The 15,346-nt window shown below is 51.0% G+C and carries 10 protein-coding genes; 9 read left to right on the top strand and 1 reads right to left on the bottom strand.

Annotation, left to right across the window (positions count from 1 at the left end):
* Window positions 1-42 precede the first annotated feature (42 nt).
* The 6 genes from MHI45_RS03910 to ybaK all read left to right on the top strand — a co-directional run bounded on the left by MHI45_RS03910 (window position 43) and on the right by ybaK (window position 9,389).
* Complete coding sequence (locus MHI45_RS03910) at window positions 43-945, top strand: carbohydrate ABC transporter permease (protein ID WP_341118902.1); 903 nt, start codon at window positions 43-45, stop codon at window positions 943-945.
* 108 nt (window positions 946-1,053) lie between these two features.
* The gene (locus tag MHI45_RS03905) at window positions 1,054-2,682 is read left to right on the top strand and encodes an extracellular solute-binding protein (protein WP_341119144.1); all 1,629 of its coding nucleotides are present in this window, start codon (window positions 1,054-1,056) and stop codon (window positions 2,680-2,682) included.
* 140 nt (window positions 2,683-2,822) lie between these two features.
* Complete coding sequence (locus MHI45_RS03900; RefSeq protein ID WP_340897851.1) at window positions 2,823-4,397, top strand: response regulator; 1,575 nt, start codon at window positions 2,823-2,825, stop codon at window positions 4,395-4,397.
* Window positions 4,360-6,114: a sensor histidine kinase gene (locus MHI45_RS03895; protein WP_341118901.1), complete on the top strand. Its 1,755-nt coding sequence runs from the start codon at window positions 4,360-4,362 to the stop codon at window positions 6,112-6,114. The genes MHI45_RS03900 and MHI45_RS03895 overlap by 38 nt, the downstream gene beginning before the upstream one ends.
* A 42-nt stretch (window positions 6,115-6,156) precedes the next feature.
* The gene (locus MHI45_RS03890) at window positions 6,157-7,944 is read left to right on the top strand and encodes a glycoside hydrolase family 36 protein (protein WP_341118900.1); all 1,788 of its coding nucleotides are present in this window, start codon (window positions 6,157-6,159) and stop codon (window positions 7,942-7,944) included.
* Between the two features lie 971 nt (window positions 7,945-8,915).
* On the top strand, window positions 8,916-9,389 hold the full coding sequence (ybaK, locus tag MHI45_RS03885) for a Cys-tRNA(Pro) deacylase (protein ID WP_076109429.1): 474 nt from the start codon (window positions 8,916-8,918) through the stop codon (window positions 9,387-9,389).
* A gap of 61 nt (window positions 9,390-9,450) precedes the next feature.
* Here ybaK and MHI45_RS03880 read toward each other — a convergent pair whose 3' ends face one another.
* Window positions 9,451-10,197, bottom strand: coding sequence for a YdcF family protein (locus tag MHI45_RS03880; protein ID WP_076109574.1), 747 nt, complete (start codon window positions 10,195-10,197; stop codon window positions 9,451-9,453).
* Between the two features lie 372 nt (window positions 10,198-10,569).
* Here MHI45_RS03880 and MHI45_RS03875 point away from each other — a divergent pair, with 372 nt between their 5' ends.
* Genes MHI45_RS03875 through MHI45_RS03865 form a run of 3 tightly spaced genes read left to right on the top strand, consistent with a single transcriptional unit; the run spans window position 10,570 to window position 15,328 of the window.
* The gene (locus MHI45_RS03875) at window positions 10,570-12,168 is read left to right on the top strand and encodes a response regulator (protein WP_076109430.1); all 1,599 of its coding nucleotides are present in this window, start codon (window positions 10,570-10,572) and stop codon (window positions 12,166-12,168) included.
* A gap of 33 nt (window positions 12,169-12,201) precedes the next feature.
* Window positions 12,202-13,950 carry a cache domain-containing sensor histidine kinase gene (locus MHI45_RS03870; protein ID WP_083675490.1) on the top strand — a complete coding sequence of 583 codons (1,749 nt, stop codon included), beginning with the start codon at window positions 12,202-12,204 and terminating at the stop codon, window positions 13,948-13,950.
* A gap of 31 nt (window positions 13,951-13,981) precedes the next feature.
* Complete coding sequence (locus MHI45_RS03865; RefSeq protein WP_076109432.1) at window positions 13,982-15,328, top strand: ABC transporter substrate-binding protein; 1,347 nt, start codon at window positions 13,982-13,984, stop codon at window positions 15,326-15,328.
* Window positions 15,329-15,346 lie beyond the last annotated feature (18 nt).

The following is a 15,346-nucleotide window of genomic DNA, read 5'->3' as shown; positions in this document are numbered from 1 at the left end:
GTCTAGTATCGGTACAGTCTATCGGAAAGCGGGGAACAGGTTATGATGAAGCTGTCGCGGGGAGATAAAGTGCTGCAAGTGATCATCTATTTCCTGCTGATCCTGCTGGGCTTCGTCACCCTGTATCCCTTCTGGAATTCACTGGTGATCTCCTTCAATACGGGCGCGGATACGGCGTTTGGCGGCATTACATTCTGGCCCCGCAGCCCGACGCTCGACAATTATGAAGTGGTGTTCCATGACAGCCGGATTAGTCAGGCGTTCCTGGTCTCCGTTCTGCGGACAATAACCGGGACGATTCTGTCGGTGCTGTTCACAGCCATTCTGGCTTACGGGTTATCCAGGCAGGAGCTGATGGGCCGGAAATTTTTCATGGTGTTCTGCGTCATTACAATGTATTTCAGCGGCGGACTGATTCCAACTTACTTGCTGCTGCGCGAGTTTGGCATGATGGACACCTTCTGGGTACTGGTGATTCCCGGATTAATCAGCGTATATAACATGATTATTTTCCGGACGTTTTTTCTGGGGCTGCCCGCAGGTCTGGCCGAGTCGGCACGGATTGACGGCTGCAATCACATCGGTGTGCTGATCCGGATTATTTTACCGATTTCCGGACCTGTTGTGGCTACTCTGTCACTGTTTACGGCGGTATGGCATTGGAATGACTGGTTCTCCGCCAGTATTTATATCAATAATCCGAATCTCATTCCGATCCAAACTCTGCTGAAGCAGATTTTGAATTCCAATATCGTGACGGATCAGCTGCAGTCCATCGGTGCCAATGCGGCGGCTCAGGACCGGCTGGCGCTGATGAAATCGGTCACATCCAAATCACTGATCATAGCCACAACCATGGTGGCTACCTTACCGATAATTATGGTCTATCCGTTCCTGCAGAAATATTTTGTCAAAGGTGTGCTGATCGGTTCATTAAAGGAATAGGCGGCTTCATATGAAGTGAATGGTTTGCTTATGATTCAGAGTTTGCGTGCGTATAGTAAGCATTAGAGAGGGGTTACTCATTTGAAGCGTAACAAGAGCTTGCCGGTAATGACGGCTGTGTTGTGTTCGGTGCTGCTGATGTCGGGTTGTGGCGGAGGAAACAAATCAGCTGTTCAAAGCACCGCTGAACCGACAAAAGAACCTGTTGCTGCGGAAACTGCCAAAGCTACTGATACTGCGCCTGCCGTAGCGGTAGGAAGCACCGTAAAGCCGGTCACGTTCAGTTACTACAGCAATTACGATTGGGACACTACAGAGCCGTGGGGCAAGGATTCCACAACCGCCTGGATTAGAGATACCCTTAAGGTAAATATGACACCCATCCAGTCCAGCGGTGCCGCAGAAACCAAGTTCAGCACGATGATTGCCTCGGGCAGTCTGCCGGATGTTATTATGATGGACCGTGGTGCCAATGTGGAGCGTTTGCGGCAGGCAGGAATGCTTGTGGCGCTGGATGAATACCTTGATCAATATCCGAATCTGAAAAATAATGCCGGTGAAGCCACGCTGGGCATGCTCCGCTCCGACGACGGCAAGCTTTACCAGTTCCCGAATTGGTATACCTCAAGTCCCAATGGCAATGGCGGGTGGATTATTAACCGGAAGATTTATAAAGAGCTGGGTTCCCCGAAGCTGGAAACCTATGATGACCTGTATGCCTACCTGAAGCAGGTCAAGGAGAAATACAGTGATGTGATCCCGCTGGAGATTGGGGCTAAGGGCCGGGGCATTGATACGATGTATGGCGGCTTTGCCGAGAATAAGCCTTATCTGCCTAAAGCGAATCCGGTGGGAAATGCACTGGAGTCAATTTTTGAGGATCCGATATTCACCGAGAACATGCTGTACGCCAGCAAGCTGTTCCGCGAGAAGCTGATCACCCAGGATGCATTCACACAAACGGGCAATCAAGTGACAGAGAAGCTTGTGACGGGCCGGGTTGCTGTATTCGTGGAGGGTGATGTGGTCAATCCGGGCCGGGATGCGAATAACGCGCTGCGGACCCTTGATCCGGAGTCCGGGTACGACATCATCTGGCCGATTCATAAGGCAGGGCTTGACGCGAAGAAGATCACTCCGAACAATTACAGCTCGCTCGGCTGGAATGTGCTTGTGATTACGAAGAAAGCGAAGGACCCGGAAGCGATCTTCTCCTATTTGGACTGGGTAACGGGTGAAGAGGGACAGCGTATCCTGAATTTTGGACGCCAGGGCCTGTACTGGGATGAATCGGATGCTGATGGGGTGCCGATTCAGAATGAGGCCGGGCTGAATACTCCACAGGCTGATAAAGACAAGGAGAGAATCGGCCGTTTCAATTGGGTGGGCAACACCACCTTCATTGATCAGACCAAGGCTTTGATGGATGCGCAGCTGCCGGAAGAGAAACAAAATTGGACGACATTGGCCCAGAAAAAAGTCACATGGAATACTTCGAAGAACTTTACGGAGTTTGCGAATCTGGACCCGCTGCCGGATTCCGAAGAGGGAACGATTGCGACGGCTGTCAACGATATCTATCAGGAGGTTTTTGCTAAAGCGCTGTATGCCAAAAGCGATGACGAAGTGCACTCCCTCTTAAGCAAAGCCAATGAGGACGCTAAACGTGCCGGCTACGGCAAGCTGCTTAAATTCCAGACGGAAAGATGGCAAAACAACCTCAGCAAGATGAAATAAATAACGCTAGAGTCTGCTGTACCTGTGGGGTATACTGTAACCAAGTATACCCTTTTTGCTAAAAAATGTAAGGTTGGATAAGGAACTGCGGGCAGAGTATGGGTTAAGCTCATCTATACAGATTTGAAGGATGGGATGATATGTACAAGGTGCTGCTGGTTGACGATGAACTGCTGGATTTGGAAGGACTGCAGCGCTTCATGAACTGGGAGAGCCTGGGCATGGACGTTTGCGCAGCCGCAAGCAGCGGCTTTGAAGCACTGGAGGTGCTGAGGTCACAAACCGTGGATATTATCGTCACTGATATCAGAATGCCGATCATGTCGGGGATGGAGCTGGCCCGCAGAGCACTTGCCCTGGAGCTTAACCCAAAGCCGAAGATCATTTTTGTCAGCGGCCATGAGGATTTTCAGTATGCCAAGCAAGCGATTTCGATGAGTGCTTCCGGCTATGTTCTGAAGCCTGTAGATGATGCAGATATGCGCAGGACGCTTGAAGAGGTGCGGGGCATTCTGGACCGGGAACAGGCGCAATCCCATTTGCAGCGCTGCTTCTCAGATTCGGAGCCCCTGTTGAAGCGGGAGCTGTTCATGCAGCTGCTGGATGACGGCATGGCGGATGCAGACAAGATGCTGCCCTTGCTGCAGCAGGTTGGGATTACCTGGCATCGGACCGTGCTGTACACCGCGCTGCTTGAACCGGATGATTTATCCTGGAAACTAAACGGCTTTGGGGAAGAAGTCAAGGCGGAGATGGAGAAAAGGCTGGAGACAGCGGTCGAGCAATTTTGTGCACAGGAACGGATACAGTTCTGCCGGCTGGACCGGTTCCGGTTTGCCCTTATCGTGGAAGAACGGGTGGACAGCAGCCGGCTGCAGGGACTGATTGCTATGGCGGTCAGCGGGACACCGCTTACAGTGACTATTGGGGTTGGTCCGCCTGTGACAAGTCTTACCAAGCTGCATCTCTCCTTCCGGCGGGCCAAAGAGGCGCTGGGACTGAAGCTGTTTCTGGGCAAGGGCAAGCTGATTCTCCATACCGATGCCAAAGGTCCGATCTCGGCCACGGCGAAGGATCTGGATGATATTCTGCAGTCTTTATTTCTGGCGGTATCTTCTTACCGTCTGGTCGCTGTCGACGATTGCAATGAGGAACTGTTCGTATGGGTCGGCAAAATGGAAACCAAGCTGGAAATCTACCAGTTGTTTCTGCACATTGTCTCCAAACTGGATGCTTTTTTGCATACGATTAACGAGGACTTTTATATTCTGCTGGGGCTGGACAGAAAACATCTCAGCATTTTATATCAATTTGAGACAACCCAGGATATGAAATCCTGGCTCCGCCGCCGGATGTTCGAGCTCTCTGAACGGCTTCAGCGGAAACGGCAGGGCAAGAAATACAAGCTTATCGAGGAAATTAAAGCCTACATCGAGGTGGAGTTGGAAAATAACGTCATGCTGCGGGATGCGGCGATCCACTTCTCGTTCTCCCCTAATCACCTGGGTCAAATCTTCTACGATGAGACAGGCATTTATTTCTCCGATTATGTCTCTATAAGGCGGCTGGAACGTGTCAAGCTGCTGCTCGGAGATCCCAAGCTGAAGGTCTATGAAGCTGCACACCAGGTCGGATATAAGAATCTGTCTCATTTCAGCAAGCAGTTCAAGGATTATTATGGCGTCAGTCCGGGCGATTACCGGAGGCATCTATAACATGCGCCGTATGCTGAATGTGCCTTTTGGATATAAGCTGATTGTACCTTATGTACTCTGTCTGCTGGTTGCCGTCCTTACCGTCGGGATGTTCGCCTATGCGCATTCCGTGAACTCACTTAGAGAGAAGACACGGGAAAATATACAAGGCACGCTGCAGCAGATACGGGACAATATTCGTTACCGCACGGATGATGTTGAACGGATTTCCAAAATGCTGTATTACAATTATAGTCTGCAGAGCGCTCTGCGCCGTTACGAGCAGGGATGGTACAGCTATGAGACGATGACGAAGACACTGATGCCGGCGCTTGAAAATCTTCTGAATTACACAGCCAGCAATATCGGCTTGTCCCTTTACCTCCAGAACGATACCCTTCCGGAATTATACTACACAGATATTGATCAGAATCCGCTGCTTTCGATTAAACGTTATGAGATTTATCATCTGAAACGGATACAGGAGACAGACTGGTACCGTGGATTGGAGTTCTCCGGTAGCATGGCGGACCAAAGAATCTGGCGCCAGATTCTGCGCGATGAGAGCTATGGCAATATCTCGCTGCTGCAGCGGCTGGACGATGTCCATCGGGGGCAGAACATCGGGCTGGTTCGCGTGACCGTCCAAATAAGCGACCTGCTGGACTCCGTGGATTACCACAAGATTGGAGAGTACACGACTCTTGAGGTGCTGGACGGCAGCGGAAACGTGGTGCTGGAATCAGCCCCGGAAGCGGAGGGATTGAAGGGTTCCCGGACCGGAAACCGGCTGCTGCTGAGTGAACCGCTGGACGGCCTGGGCTGGGAGCTGCGGGCCTACATTCCGAACAGCCTGTTCGACGAAAGTGCGAATAACGTGCGGAGGATGACATTGATCGTCTGCCTGATTAGCGCTTTTGTGCTGGCTTTCCTGGGTATTGGTGTTTCCAGTTATTTTTCGCGGCGAATCCAAAAAATTGTAGGTTCACTGAATGCTTTTCGCGATGGCGACTTCCAGAAAAGAATCCATTATAAAGGCAACGATGAACTGGCACAGATTGCTGCAGCGTTTAACCGGATGGGCAGCAATATCGAAGAGCTGATCCACAAAAATTATGTTGCCGGTCTCCAGAAAAAAGAAGCGGAGCTGGAATCGCTCCAGGCGCAGATCAATCCCCATTTTCTATATAATACCTTGTCCTCGATCAGCCGTCTGGCACAATTCGGAGATATTCAGAAGCTGCATATTCTCGTTCAGGAATTGGCGAAATTCTACCGGCTCTCCTTGAACCGCGGGGAAATTCTCACTACGGTCGGCAAGGAAATTGAACATGCCAAAGCCTATATTGCTATTCAGTGCATCAAATACGGCAACCGGCTGTCCGTCTATTACGATATTGATCCTGCGGCGCTGGATTATATGACCGTCAAGCTGATTTTGCAGCCGATGCTTGAGAATGCGCTAGAGCATGCCTGGTTCGGAAGTACGATCGGAATCCGGCTTGTCGTGGAGAAGCGGGAAACGGACATTGTATTCAAAATTATTGATAATGGTGTGGGCATGAACGCTGACACCATAGAGCAGATTCTGGCAACGGAAGGACCCCGGATCGGCTACGGCATCCGCAATGTCGATTCCCGGATTAAGCTGCATGGAGGGAACGGGTATGGCGTAGCCATCGCCAGCCGGTCTGGAATCGGCACCTGTATACAGATCACCATTCCCTGCCGGATGTAGCCCCCTGACGGGCTCATCCGCTATGAAGGAGTTCGGATTTCATTGAAGACCATTACCACGGATTGTTATGAAATTACACTGGATGGCCATGCTGACGGATTCTATACTTCACTTGCTCTTGAGAGCGGGGAAGACGGCCTGCAATATGTCCGTCTAACGCTGCAATCTCCCGTTCCGGCAGTTCCCACTGCACTTTCACTGCGCTGGAGCTGTCCCGCGCTGGATGTTCAAGGCTTATGGCATCCTGCAGCCGGACGCAGCAGAGAATTGTTTCCCGACTGGCTCGAAGGTTTCGCTTCGAGGTCCACCTCTTCTGCGCCAGTTGTATGTCTGTACGGCAACATGGGTAACAATGTCCTGAGCTTCGCCTGCTCAGATGTCCTGCATCCGCTGCGGCTGCATGCGGGTCTACATGAGGAGACGGCTTGCTTCCATTGTGCTGTGACGCTGTTCACGGAGCCGTGCTCTCCGTTTACAGATTATGAGGCTGTCCTGCGTCTGGATTCCCGCAGCATCCCTTATTATGAAGCGCTGGCAGGGGTGGCAGAGTGGTGGGCTGGCCTTCAAGGAAACAAGCCGTCATCGGTGCCGGATGTTGCCAAAGAGCCGATGTACTCTACCTGGTACAGCTTTCATCAGCAGCTGACGGCAGCAGAGATAGAAGCCGAGTGTAGAATTGCGGCAGAACTGGGCTGCAAGGCGGTTATCGTAGACGACGGATGGCAGACCGCGGATGAGGCAAGAGGTTATGCCTATTGCGGAGACTGGCGAATTAGTTCCGGCAAAATACCGGATATGAAAGCCCATGTAGCCGTGGTCCATGAGCTGGGACTGAAATACATGCTGTGGTATGCCGTGCCATTCATCGGCAAGCATAGTGAGGCTTGGCAGACCTTCGGTGACAAGCTGCTGTATTACGACGATGGCTTTGGCGCTGGAGTTGTCGATCCGCGCTATCCGGAAGTGCGGGCTTACCTGACCTCCATCTATGAACAGGCGCTGGTGGACTGGGATCTTGATGGCTTTAAGCTCGACTTTGTAGATAGCTTTTATGCGGTACAGACCCTGGATGCTCAAGCGCAGAACGGGGGCGGACGGGACACCTATTCTGTGCCGGAAGCCGTTGATATGCTGCTCAGCGGCGTGATCTCCCGCCTGAGGCAGCTGAAACCGGAGATTATGATTGAATTCCGCCAAAATTATATCGGACCGCTGATGCGCAAATACGGCAATATGTTCCGTGCCGGCGACTGCCCGAATGATGCTCTGCAGAACCGGATCAAAACACTGGATATCCGCCTGATCTGCGGCGGCACTGCGGCTCATGCCGATATGCTGATGTGGCATCCGCAGGAGTCTGCGGCAAATGCCGCGCTGCAGTTTATCAATGTGCTGTTTTCCGTTCCGCAGATTTCTGTCCGGCTGGACCGGCTTCCGCAGCCGCATTTGGAGATGCTGGCCTTTTGGCTGTCATTCTGGCGCGAGCATCGGGATGTGCTGCTAGACGGATCTCTTGAACCGCACCATCCCGAACTGCTGTATCCGCTGGTCATTGCCCGCACGCCTCAGAAGTGGGCAATGGCTGCCTATCAGGATACGGTTATTCCCTTGAGCGGGGACCTGCCAGATCTGGTTTTGATTATAAACGGTACCTTGCTCTCCCGTATCGTAGTGGAACTGGACCGGGAATCCGGTCAGCGTGAGGTCATTATCCGGGATTGCCAGGGAAACGTGGTTTCGATACAATCAATGGCTTGGAACAACGGGGTTTACGCCATGGAGGTTCCGGCGGCAGGGGTTATCACGATTCGTGCCATTTTGGCGGAATGACGAGCAAGTACACCGGTACAGTCCATAGGGATAGAAGCGTATTATAACCGCTGATCGAATCAATGCGGTGGAATGAGCGTAGATGCTGCCGATCCAGTCGATGTAGTGGAATGAGCGCGGATGCTGTGATCCAGTCGATGTGGTGGAATGAGCGTGGATGCTGTGGTCCAGCTGGAGTGGTGGAATGAGCGTGGTTGCCTTGATCCAGCTGGAGTAGTGGAATGAGCGTGGATGCTGTGATCCAGCTGGAGTGGTGGAATGAGTGTGGTTGCCTTGATCCAAGCGATGTAGTGGAAAGAGTGTAGAAGCCGCTGGCACAGCCCTTTGTAGCTGGGCAGCGGTTTTTTGTTATACGGAGGCGGTTGGGAGGCAGGCATGCGATGAGCGGTTGTATAACATCAAACTACTGTCTCATAACACATTTAAGCATTGAGTTATGATGTCTATGGTTTGTATATCTGTACAATAGATAGCTTTCGAAGAGCCCGTATTGGCCTTCAGGCACAGACTTTATCGCTTCAAAACATACTGCTCGGGTATCGCTACCGAGCTTTTTAACGGGAAAAGTTAACGCTAGGTAAAACCGAACAATCTGATTGAAGTAACTAGCGGGAATTTCGCCTGCTAATAAATCTTATAACAATAGAATTTGAATATTCATCAATATTAGCGGTACGGATTCCCGCTACATTGTTCAGAAGAAGGATATATACATAATTAGCGGGAGGTATTCCCGCTACAAATGTATAAGCAGTTTTGATTGGGTGGTGGATGATTTTTACAGGTTGGACCTTATCTGTTTTGGTGTTTTTGACAATTGGTGTTGTTAATGTTCGAAGTCATTGATGAAGTTGATGAAGTTAATAGGTTGATGAAGTTGATGAAGTAAATGTCCATGATATAATAAATAGAAGCAACTACGCTGCAAAAACTCGGTAGCTATGAGGGGCTGCCGGAAAGGCTGATGAAGGATGCAAATAACCAAAACGAATGCCATGCGGATGCTAGATGCCAAGGGAATTGGCTATGAAATACATACCTATGATAATGAGGACGGGGCTATCCACGGAACTGCGGTAGCGGAGAAGACTGGCAGACCGCCGGAAACCGTCTTTAAGACGCTGGTCTCGCATAGCGGAGCAAACCTGTATGTGTTTGTCATTCCGGTTGCCGAAGAGCTCGATCTGAAGAAAGCCGCAAGAGCTGCGGGTGAGAAGAAGATTGAAATGCTTCCGCTGAAGGATCTGCTGAAATGGACCGGTTATGTCCGGGGCGGCTGTTCGCCGGTCGGGATGAAAAAGCTGTATCCGACCTATATCGAGCAAAGCGCGGAGGGACTGGAGACCATAGCGGTTAGTGGCGGCAAGATCGGCATGCAGATTGAGCTTGCACCGGATGAACTCGCCGGAATGGTCAATGCGAAGTATGGCGATTTGATTAAATAGAATGAAGCAGAAAAAGCAGCGGCCCGGGGAAGCTTGGGCCACTGCTTTTTTGTGTCTGCTCTTAAAAATGCGCTGCCAGTATCCCCAAGTATTCCTTCAGCGCGATTCCGGTGTTCTCCGCTGAACCGGGGGAAGGGGAGAACTTGCCTAGATAGAAGGAAGATTCCCGGCTGGCAATGTAATCAGTGGGAAAGGCCAGCGGAGACAGCCTGGCATGTTCAAACTCCAGCATGGCACGTGGCATATGAAAGCCTGAGGTTACAAGCACGGGACGGCTAAAGCCGTGAGCCTTCATCAGCGCAGCCGTATTTACAGCATTTTGCTCTGTGTTCAGCGACTGGTTCTCCGCCAGTACATCAGCCTCGGGGATTCCTAACCCGATTAACTGGCGTTTGGCGATGTCTGCTTCATTCCCGCTATCGGCATAGACCTGTCCGCCGGAGAATAGAATCGGCAGCCCGGTCTCGCGGTACAGCCGCGCGGCGGTCAGCAGCCGGTTCGCCGCCGGTCCCAGCAGGTTGCCTTCACCGTCAAGATCCCGGTTGCCGGAGGAAGCGCCGCCGCCCAGCACCACAATAACATCGCCGTCAACGGTGTTTGGCTGGTCATATTTTCGCTCCAGACTGCCGATTAACGGATCGGCAACCAGGCTGGTCATGGACAGATAGAGCAGCAGCGTGATGCCCAGCAGCACCAGGGCGGGGCGGCGGTTTTTTCGCCATAACCACACGGCTACCGCGGCGAACAACAGTACAAACAGACCCGGCGGCAGAATGAAGCTGTAGACGAATTTAATAATATAGATCAGCAGGATCAACCTCCGTTCCCTTTATATGTATACTCTATAGCTGTATTGTACCACGTAAGCTCTCCATATAGATGCTTAAGGCAGAAGGATGATGCCTCGCCGAGCCCCTTTTTGAATATGTGACTAAGATGATAAAGGTTCCCCTATAATCCCATGTTCGAACAGGCATTTGCAATAGGCAGATTTTGAAGTGCACATACACATATTTCTTAAAAAACTGCGCTTATCTGTTAAAAAAGCGGCACCCGGCATTCCTTCCTTCCGTGGTAAAGTATAGGTGGATCAATATGGTTATAATGACACTGTATAATAGGGGAAGCTAGTCTGCTAAGATGGGAACTAACGAACGAACATACAAGCGGAGGGAAAGCGATGAACAGAAATATTCGGGTGCTGCTGGCGGATGATGAACCGGTAATCCTGCGCGGGCTCAAGAAGCTTATTTCCTGGGATGCGCTTGGTCTGGATATTGTCGGAGAAGCGCGTGACGGCATTGAGCTGAAATCAATGATAGCTGCCTGCAACCCCGATCTTGTAATTAGCGACATCAGCATGCCGGGATTTACCGGAATTGATATTATACGCGATATTCATGAGTCCGGGCTTCCGATCAAGGTGGTGTTTATCAGCGCCTATCAGGAGTTTTCGTATGCGCGGCAAGCCCTGCAGTACGGGGCTCTTGATTATCTGGTGAAGCCGGTGAACACCGGCCAGCTGGAGCAGGTCGTGAGCAGAGCCGTCGCTGTAATCCGCCAGGAAACGGAAGAAGAGCGGAACAAGGAAATGCTCAAATCCTATGAACGGAAGAATCATTCCGTGACCATTGAAGAATTACTCGAACAGATTACCGATGGCAGCAAAGGAGCGGCGGCGGCACTGGCCCGCATGGGCAATATAGCCATCAGCCGTTATGCCACCGTATGTGTCGTCGAGATTGACGAATACAGCGGGATGCCCACCCGCTGGGAGGAACGCGAACGCAAGCTGGTAGAATTCGCGTTGTCCAACATTATTAAGGAAACCGTAGAAGAGGCGGGCAGTGATTATGTGTTCCGCAAAGGAGAACGCTTCGGGATTCTGCTTCAACACGAGCATGAAGGGGAGCCGCAGCGGTTGATGGAAGATCTTCACCACAAGATCAACAGCTTTCTGAAGCTGCAGGTGTCTATCGGTGTCGGCAAGTCCGTGAGTGGCGTCGAAGAGGCGGTGGAATCTTACCGCAGTGCGCTCAAAGGCCTCAAGGCCCGATATTTTGGCGGATTAAACCGGGTTATCCCGGATATTGCGGAGCGCCAGGAAACCTCGTTCCCATTATCCGAATTGATCTCCCTACAAGGTTCACTTTCGGAAGCGCTTAAATCGCTGGATAAGGAGCAGCTTGCTGCAAGCTCCGGGAAACTGCAGGAAGCGGTACAGCTTCTGTCGGGAGACAGCCGGAATCAGGCGGTTTCCCATATCTACAATGCCATTATTCAGCTGGAGCAGGAGCTTGCCGACTACGGTGTGGACGCCGGGCTGCTGGTTCAGGACGACAAGCCGCTGCTGGAGAAATTGACCGATGCGCCAACCTATGCTGAGCTGCAGCAGGCATTTGAGGATGTCGTCAATAAAATGTATGACCAGCTGGCCTGTAAGGCGGGCGGGAAAGAGATGCCCCAGCTCATGCAGGTGAAGGCTTATGTGGAAGAGCATTATGCGGAGAACATCACTCTGGAGTCAACAGCGTCACTGGTTTATATGAATCCGTATTATTTCAGCAGTTTCTTCAAAAAGCATACCGGGCAAAATTTTAAATCCTATCTCACAGAAGTCAGAATGGGCCATGCACTGCGCCTGCTGCTGCAGAGTGACCTGATGGTGTATGAAATTGCCGAGCTGGTGGGCTATAATAATGCCCGGCATTTCAGTGATATGTTCAAGAAGAAATACGGCAAGCTGCCGCAGGAATATAAACATTCACTCAGAAATTAACAGACATTTTTCTTAGAGAAAAGAGGGGTGTTCGTGCTGATCTGGGGACGCAGATCCAAGAGCATTTTCGTGAAATTTTCCGCTTCCTTTTTATTGGTCGGGCTGATACCGCTGCTTGCACTCAGCTTCTTCTCCGTGAAGACCTTCTCCGGCTATGTGGAGCGCTATACTACCAGTAATTTGCAGCAGATGGTTCTGTACATGAGCTACAATCTGAATACCGCATTTAATCAATATAATGAAACCTCCAAGCTGATGTATACCGGCCGTTATGAAGGTTTTATTGAGAGCTATACACAGAACCAGGCGACCAATGTCAATGAGCGGGAGCAGATCAACACCATTCCGATCGACTCCTTTCTGAAGACGCTGCTATTCAGCGATCCTTATATTACAGGAGTACAATTTGTCCGCCAGTCTGACGGCAAGATTTATTCCCAGGAGAAAGAGAACCGCTCGTTGTCCGGTGAACCGGTCCCAATCCCGGCATGGCTGGCGAAGATGGAAGAGAACCCCTCGAAGGTGGAAATCTTCCCCACACATATAGATAATTATTTCTTCCAGTCGCAAAGACAAGTGTTCACCATCGGGCGCAGTCTGATTGATACCTCAGGGCGTGTGGCCAAAGAACCGAAGGTTGTAGGAACGCTTTTTCTCGATATTGATACCGCATTGTTCCAGCAGTTCTTCAGAGAGCTGAATCTTGGGGAGAAGGATGAACTGTATTTGCTGGACGGTGAAGGCAGAATTTATTTCAGCAATCAAAAAGAGACTTCAGGCATCATCGCACAGCCAGATAAGCAGAACAATGAAATGATTATCCTCAGCGAGGATATCCCTTTTTTGCAGGGGAAGCTTATCGCCAAGATCCACCGGGGCAGCTTGTTCGAACAGCTTCTGTCAGCCAGAACCACCGTGTACATCGCCATTCTGATCTGTGCCTTTGTAATGATTATTATGGGGGTCTGGTTTTCCCGCAGGCTTGCCGCTCCGATCCGTGAACTCATAAAGCAGATGACGGTGGTGGAATCGGGCAAGCTGGACATTCAGGTCAGCGTGAATACCAATGATGAAATGGGCCGGCTGGCGCATGGATTCAACCGGATGGTGGAGCGGCTGCAGGTCTATATTGATGAGGCGTACGTGGCCCAGATCAAGCAGAAGCAAACAGAGCTGAATGCGCTGAAAAGCCAAATCCGCCCTCATTATCTATATAACACGCTTGAAGTTATCCGTATGAATGCGGTGGACAAGGAAGCCGGGGAAGTGGCCGATATGATTCTTGCTCTCTCCAACCAGCTGAAATATGTCATTGATTACGGGGAAGACCGTGTAAGTCTTGGCAGTGAGCTGGAGCATTTGCAGAATTACTTTTATATTATTTCCGTCCGTTTTGAGAACCGGTATGAGCTTCATCTGGACATCGCTGCTGACATTCAGATGGACTGGCCGATACTGAAACTTTCACTGCAGCCCATTGTGGAGAATGCGGTTCAGCACGGCCTGCGGCTTAAAGGGAAAGGTAAGGTAGGCATCACGGTGGAACGTCGGGGGAATGTCCTTGCGGTCACCGTGTACGATGATGGTATCGGCATGAGCAGGGAAGAACTGGCGCGTATTACCCAATCATTGAATGACGCCGAGGCCCCCAGCAAAAATGTTGGTTTGAAAAATGTGCATGAGCGGATCCGTTCCAGCTTCGGTGAGGCGTACGGGTTGTCCGTCAGCAGCCGCGAGCATATCGGAACCTCCATTACACTGCTGTTTCCGATTAGCGAATAATCCCACATTATAACCCGGGAGGTCACTGCTTATGTTCTGCAAAAAAATGTTTACCCTGCTGTCTTTACTGCTGCTAATGACCACCGGCATACTAACAGCTTGTGAAAGTAATCGTGGCTATAACGGTAATTCTGCGAATCATGGGGCTGACGTTACAGGAGCTGACGATATTGAAGCAGACAGCGGGAAAAAGGTTCAATTCAGCATCGCTTATGCAGCCGGCGACCCGGCAACCAGACAGGCCATTGCGGCGGCGATCAAAAGCTACATGCAGCTTCATCCCGATGTGATGATCAATGATGTGGCCGAGATGTCCTCAAACGCTTACCTGGATTGGCTGAAAATCAAGGATGCGGTGGGCGAGTTTCCGGATTTGGTTGAAATGCGCGATACCGAAGCCTTTGCTGCTGCCGACAAAATTGTCCCGCTGCCGTCCGATTTAGTGGAGCTGTTCGATCACCCGCCGCTGGTAGACGGCAAGGTCTGGAACGCACCGCTTTTCATAAACGTGCCAGAAGGGATTATCTATAGTAAAAAAGCCTATGCCGCTGCCGGGATTACCGAGCTGCCGACAACTTACGATGAATTTCTGGACAGCCAGGAAAAGCTGAAATCGAGCGGCATTACTCCCCTGGTTGTCGGCGGTAAGGATATATTCCACATGGGCTTCTGGGTGAATAAATTTCTGATTGATGAGGTGTACGCCAAGGACCCGGACTGGAACTCCAAGCGTACTGCGGGAATCGTCAGCTTCACGGATGATAATGTGATTCAGGCGATGAGTGATTTTAAGGATCTGTTCACTAATTATGTGAATAAAGACTGGCTCAGCACCGGAGATAACCAGACGGCTTCCATTCTCGTATCCGGCAAGGCGGCGCAGCTTTTCTCCGGAACCTGGATGTTCTCGCAGATAGAGGAAGCCGATCCAAGCTTCGAATACGGCTTTTATGCTGTGCCTGACCGTGAAGGCAACATAAATGTTGTGGGACTGCCGTCTCCCTCAGGCTGGTCCTTGTCGGCGGAAGCTGCAGGTGACCCTGACAAAAGAGAGGCGATTAAAGACTTTATCCGGTTTTTCTTTGCCCCGGAACAATATTCCAGCTTCCTGGCCCGGCTGAACGTGATTCCCTCTACCACAGACAAGATTACCTACAATACGGGTGAACAAATGAAGGCAGCGCTGGACCTGATCAAGGATCCGAAGGTGACCAAGTCACTGAAGATCAACAACTGGTGGGGCAGCAACCTTATTCCTCAGCAGTTCCGCAACTGGTACTACAAGCTGTTGCAGGATATGATAGTGAAGGGTGGTAGTGTAAGGGATTATATGAAGCTAGTGGATGCAGAATACGACAGACAGGTAAAGGAAAACTAGCCTTAGTGAGGGGTAAGT

It is taken from the genome of Paenibacillus sp. FSL H3-0321 (genome assembly GCF_038002865.1).
Classification (GTDB): Bacteria; Bacillota; Bacilli; order Paenibacillales; family Paenibacillaceae; genus Paenibacillus_AQ.
The sequence above is the reverse complement of the archived record's forward strand: the minus strand, read 5'-3'. Positions and strand labels throughout refer to the sequence as shown.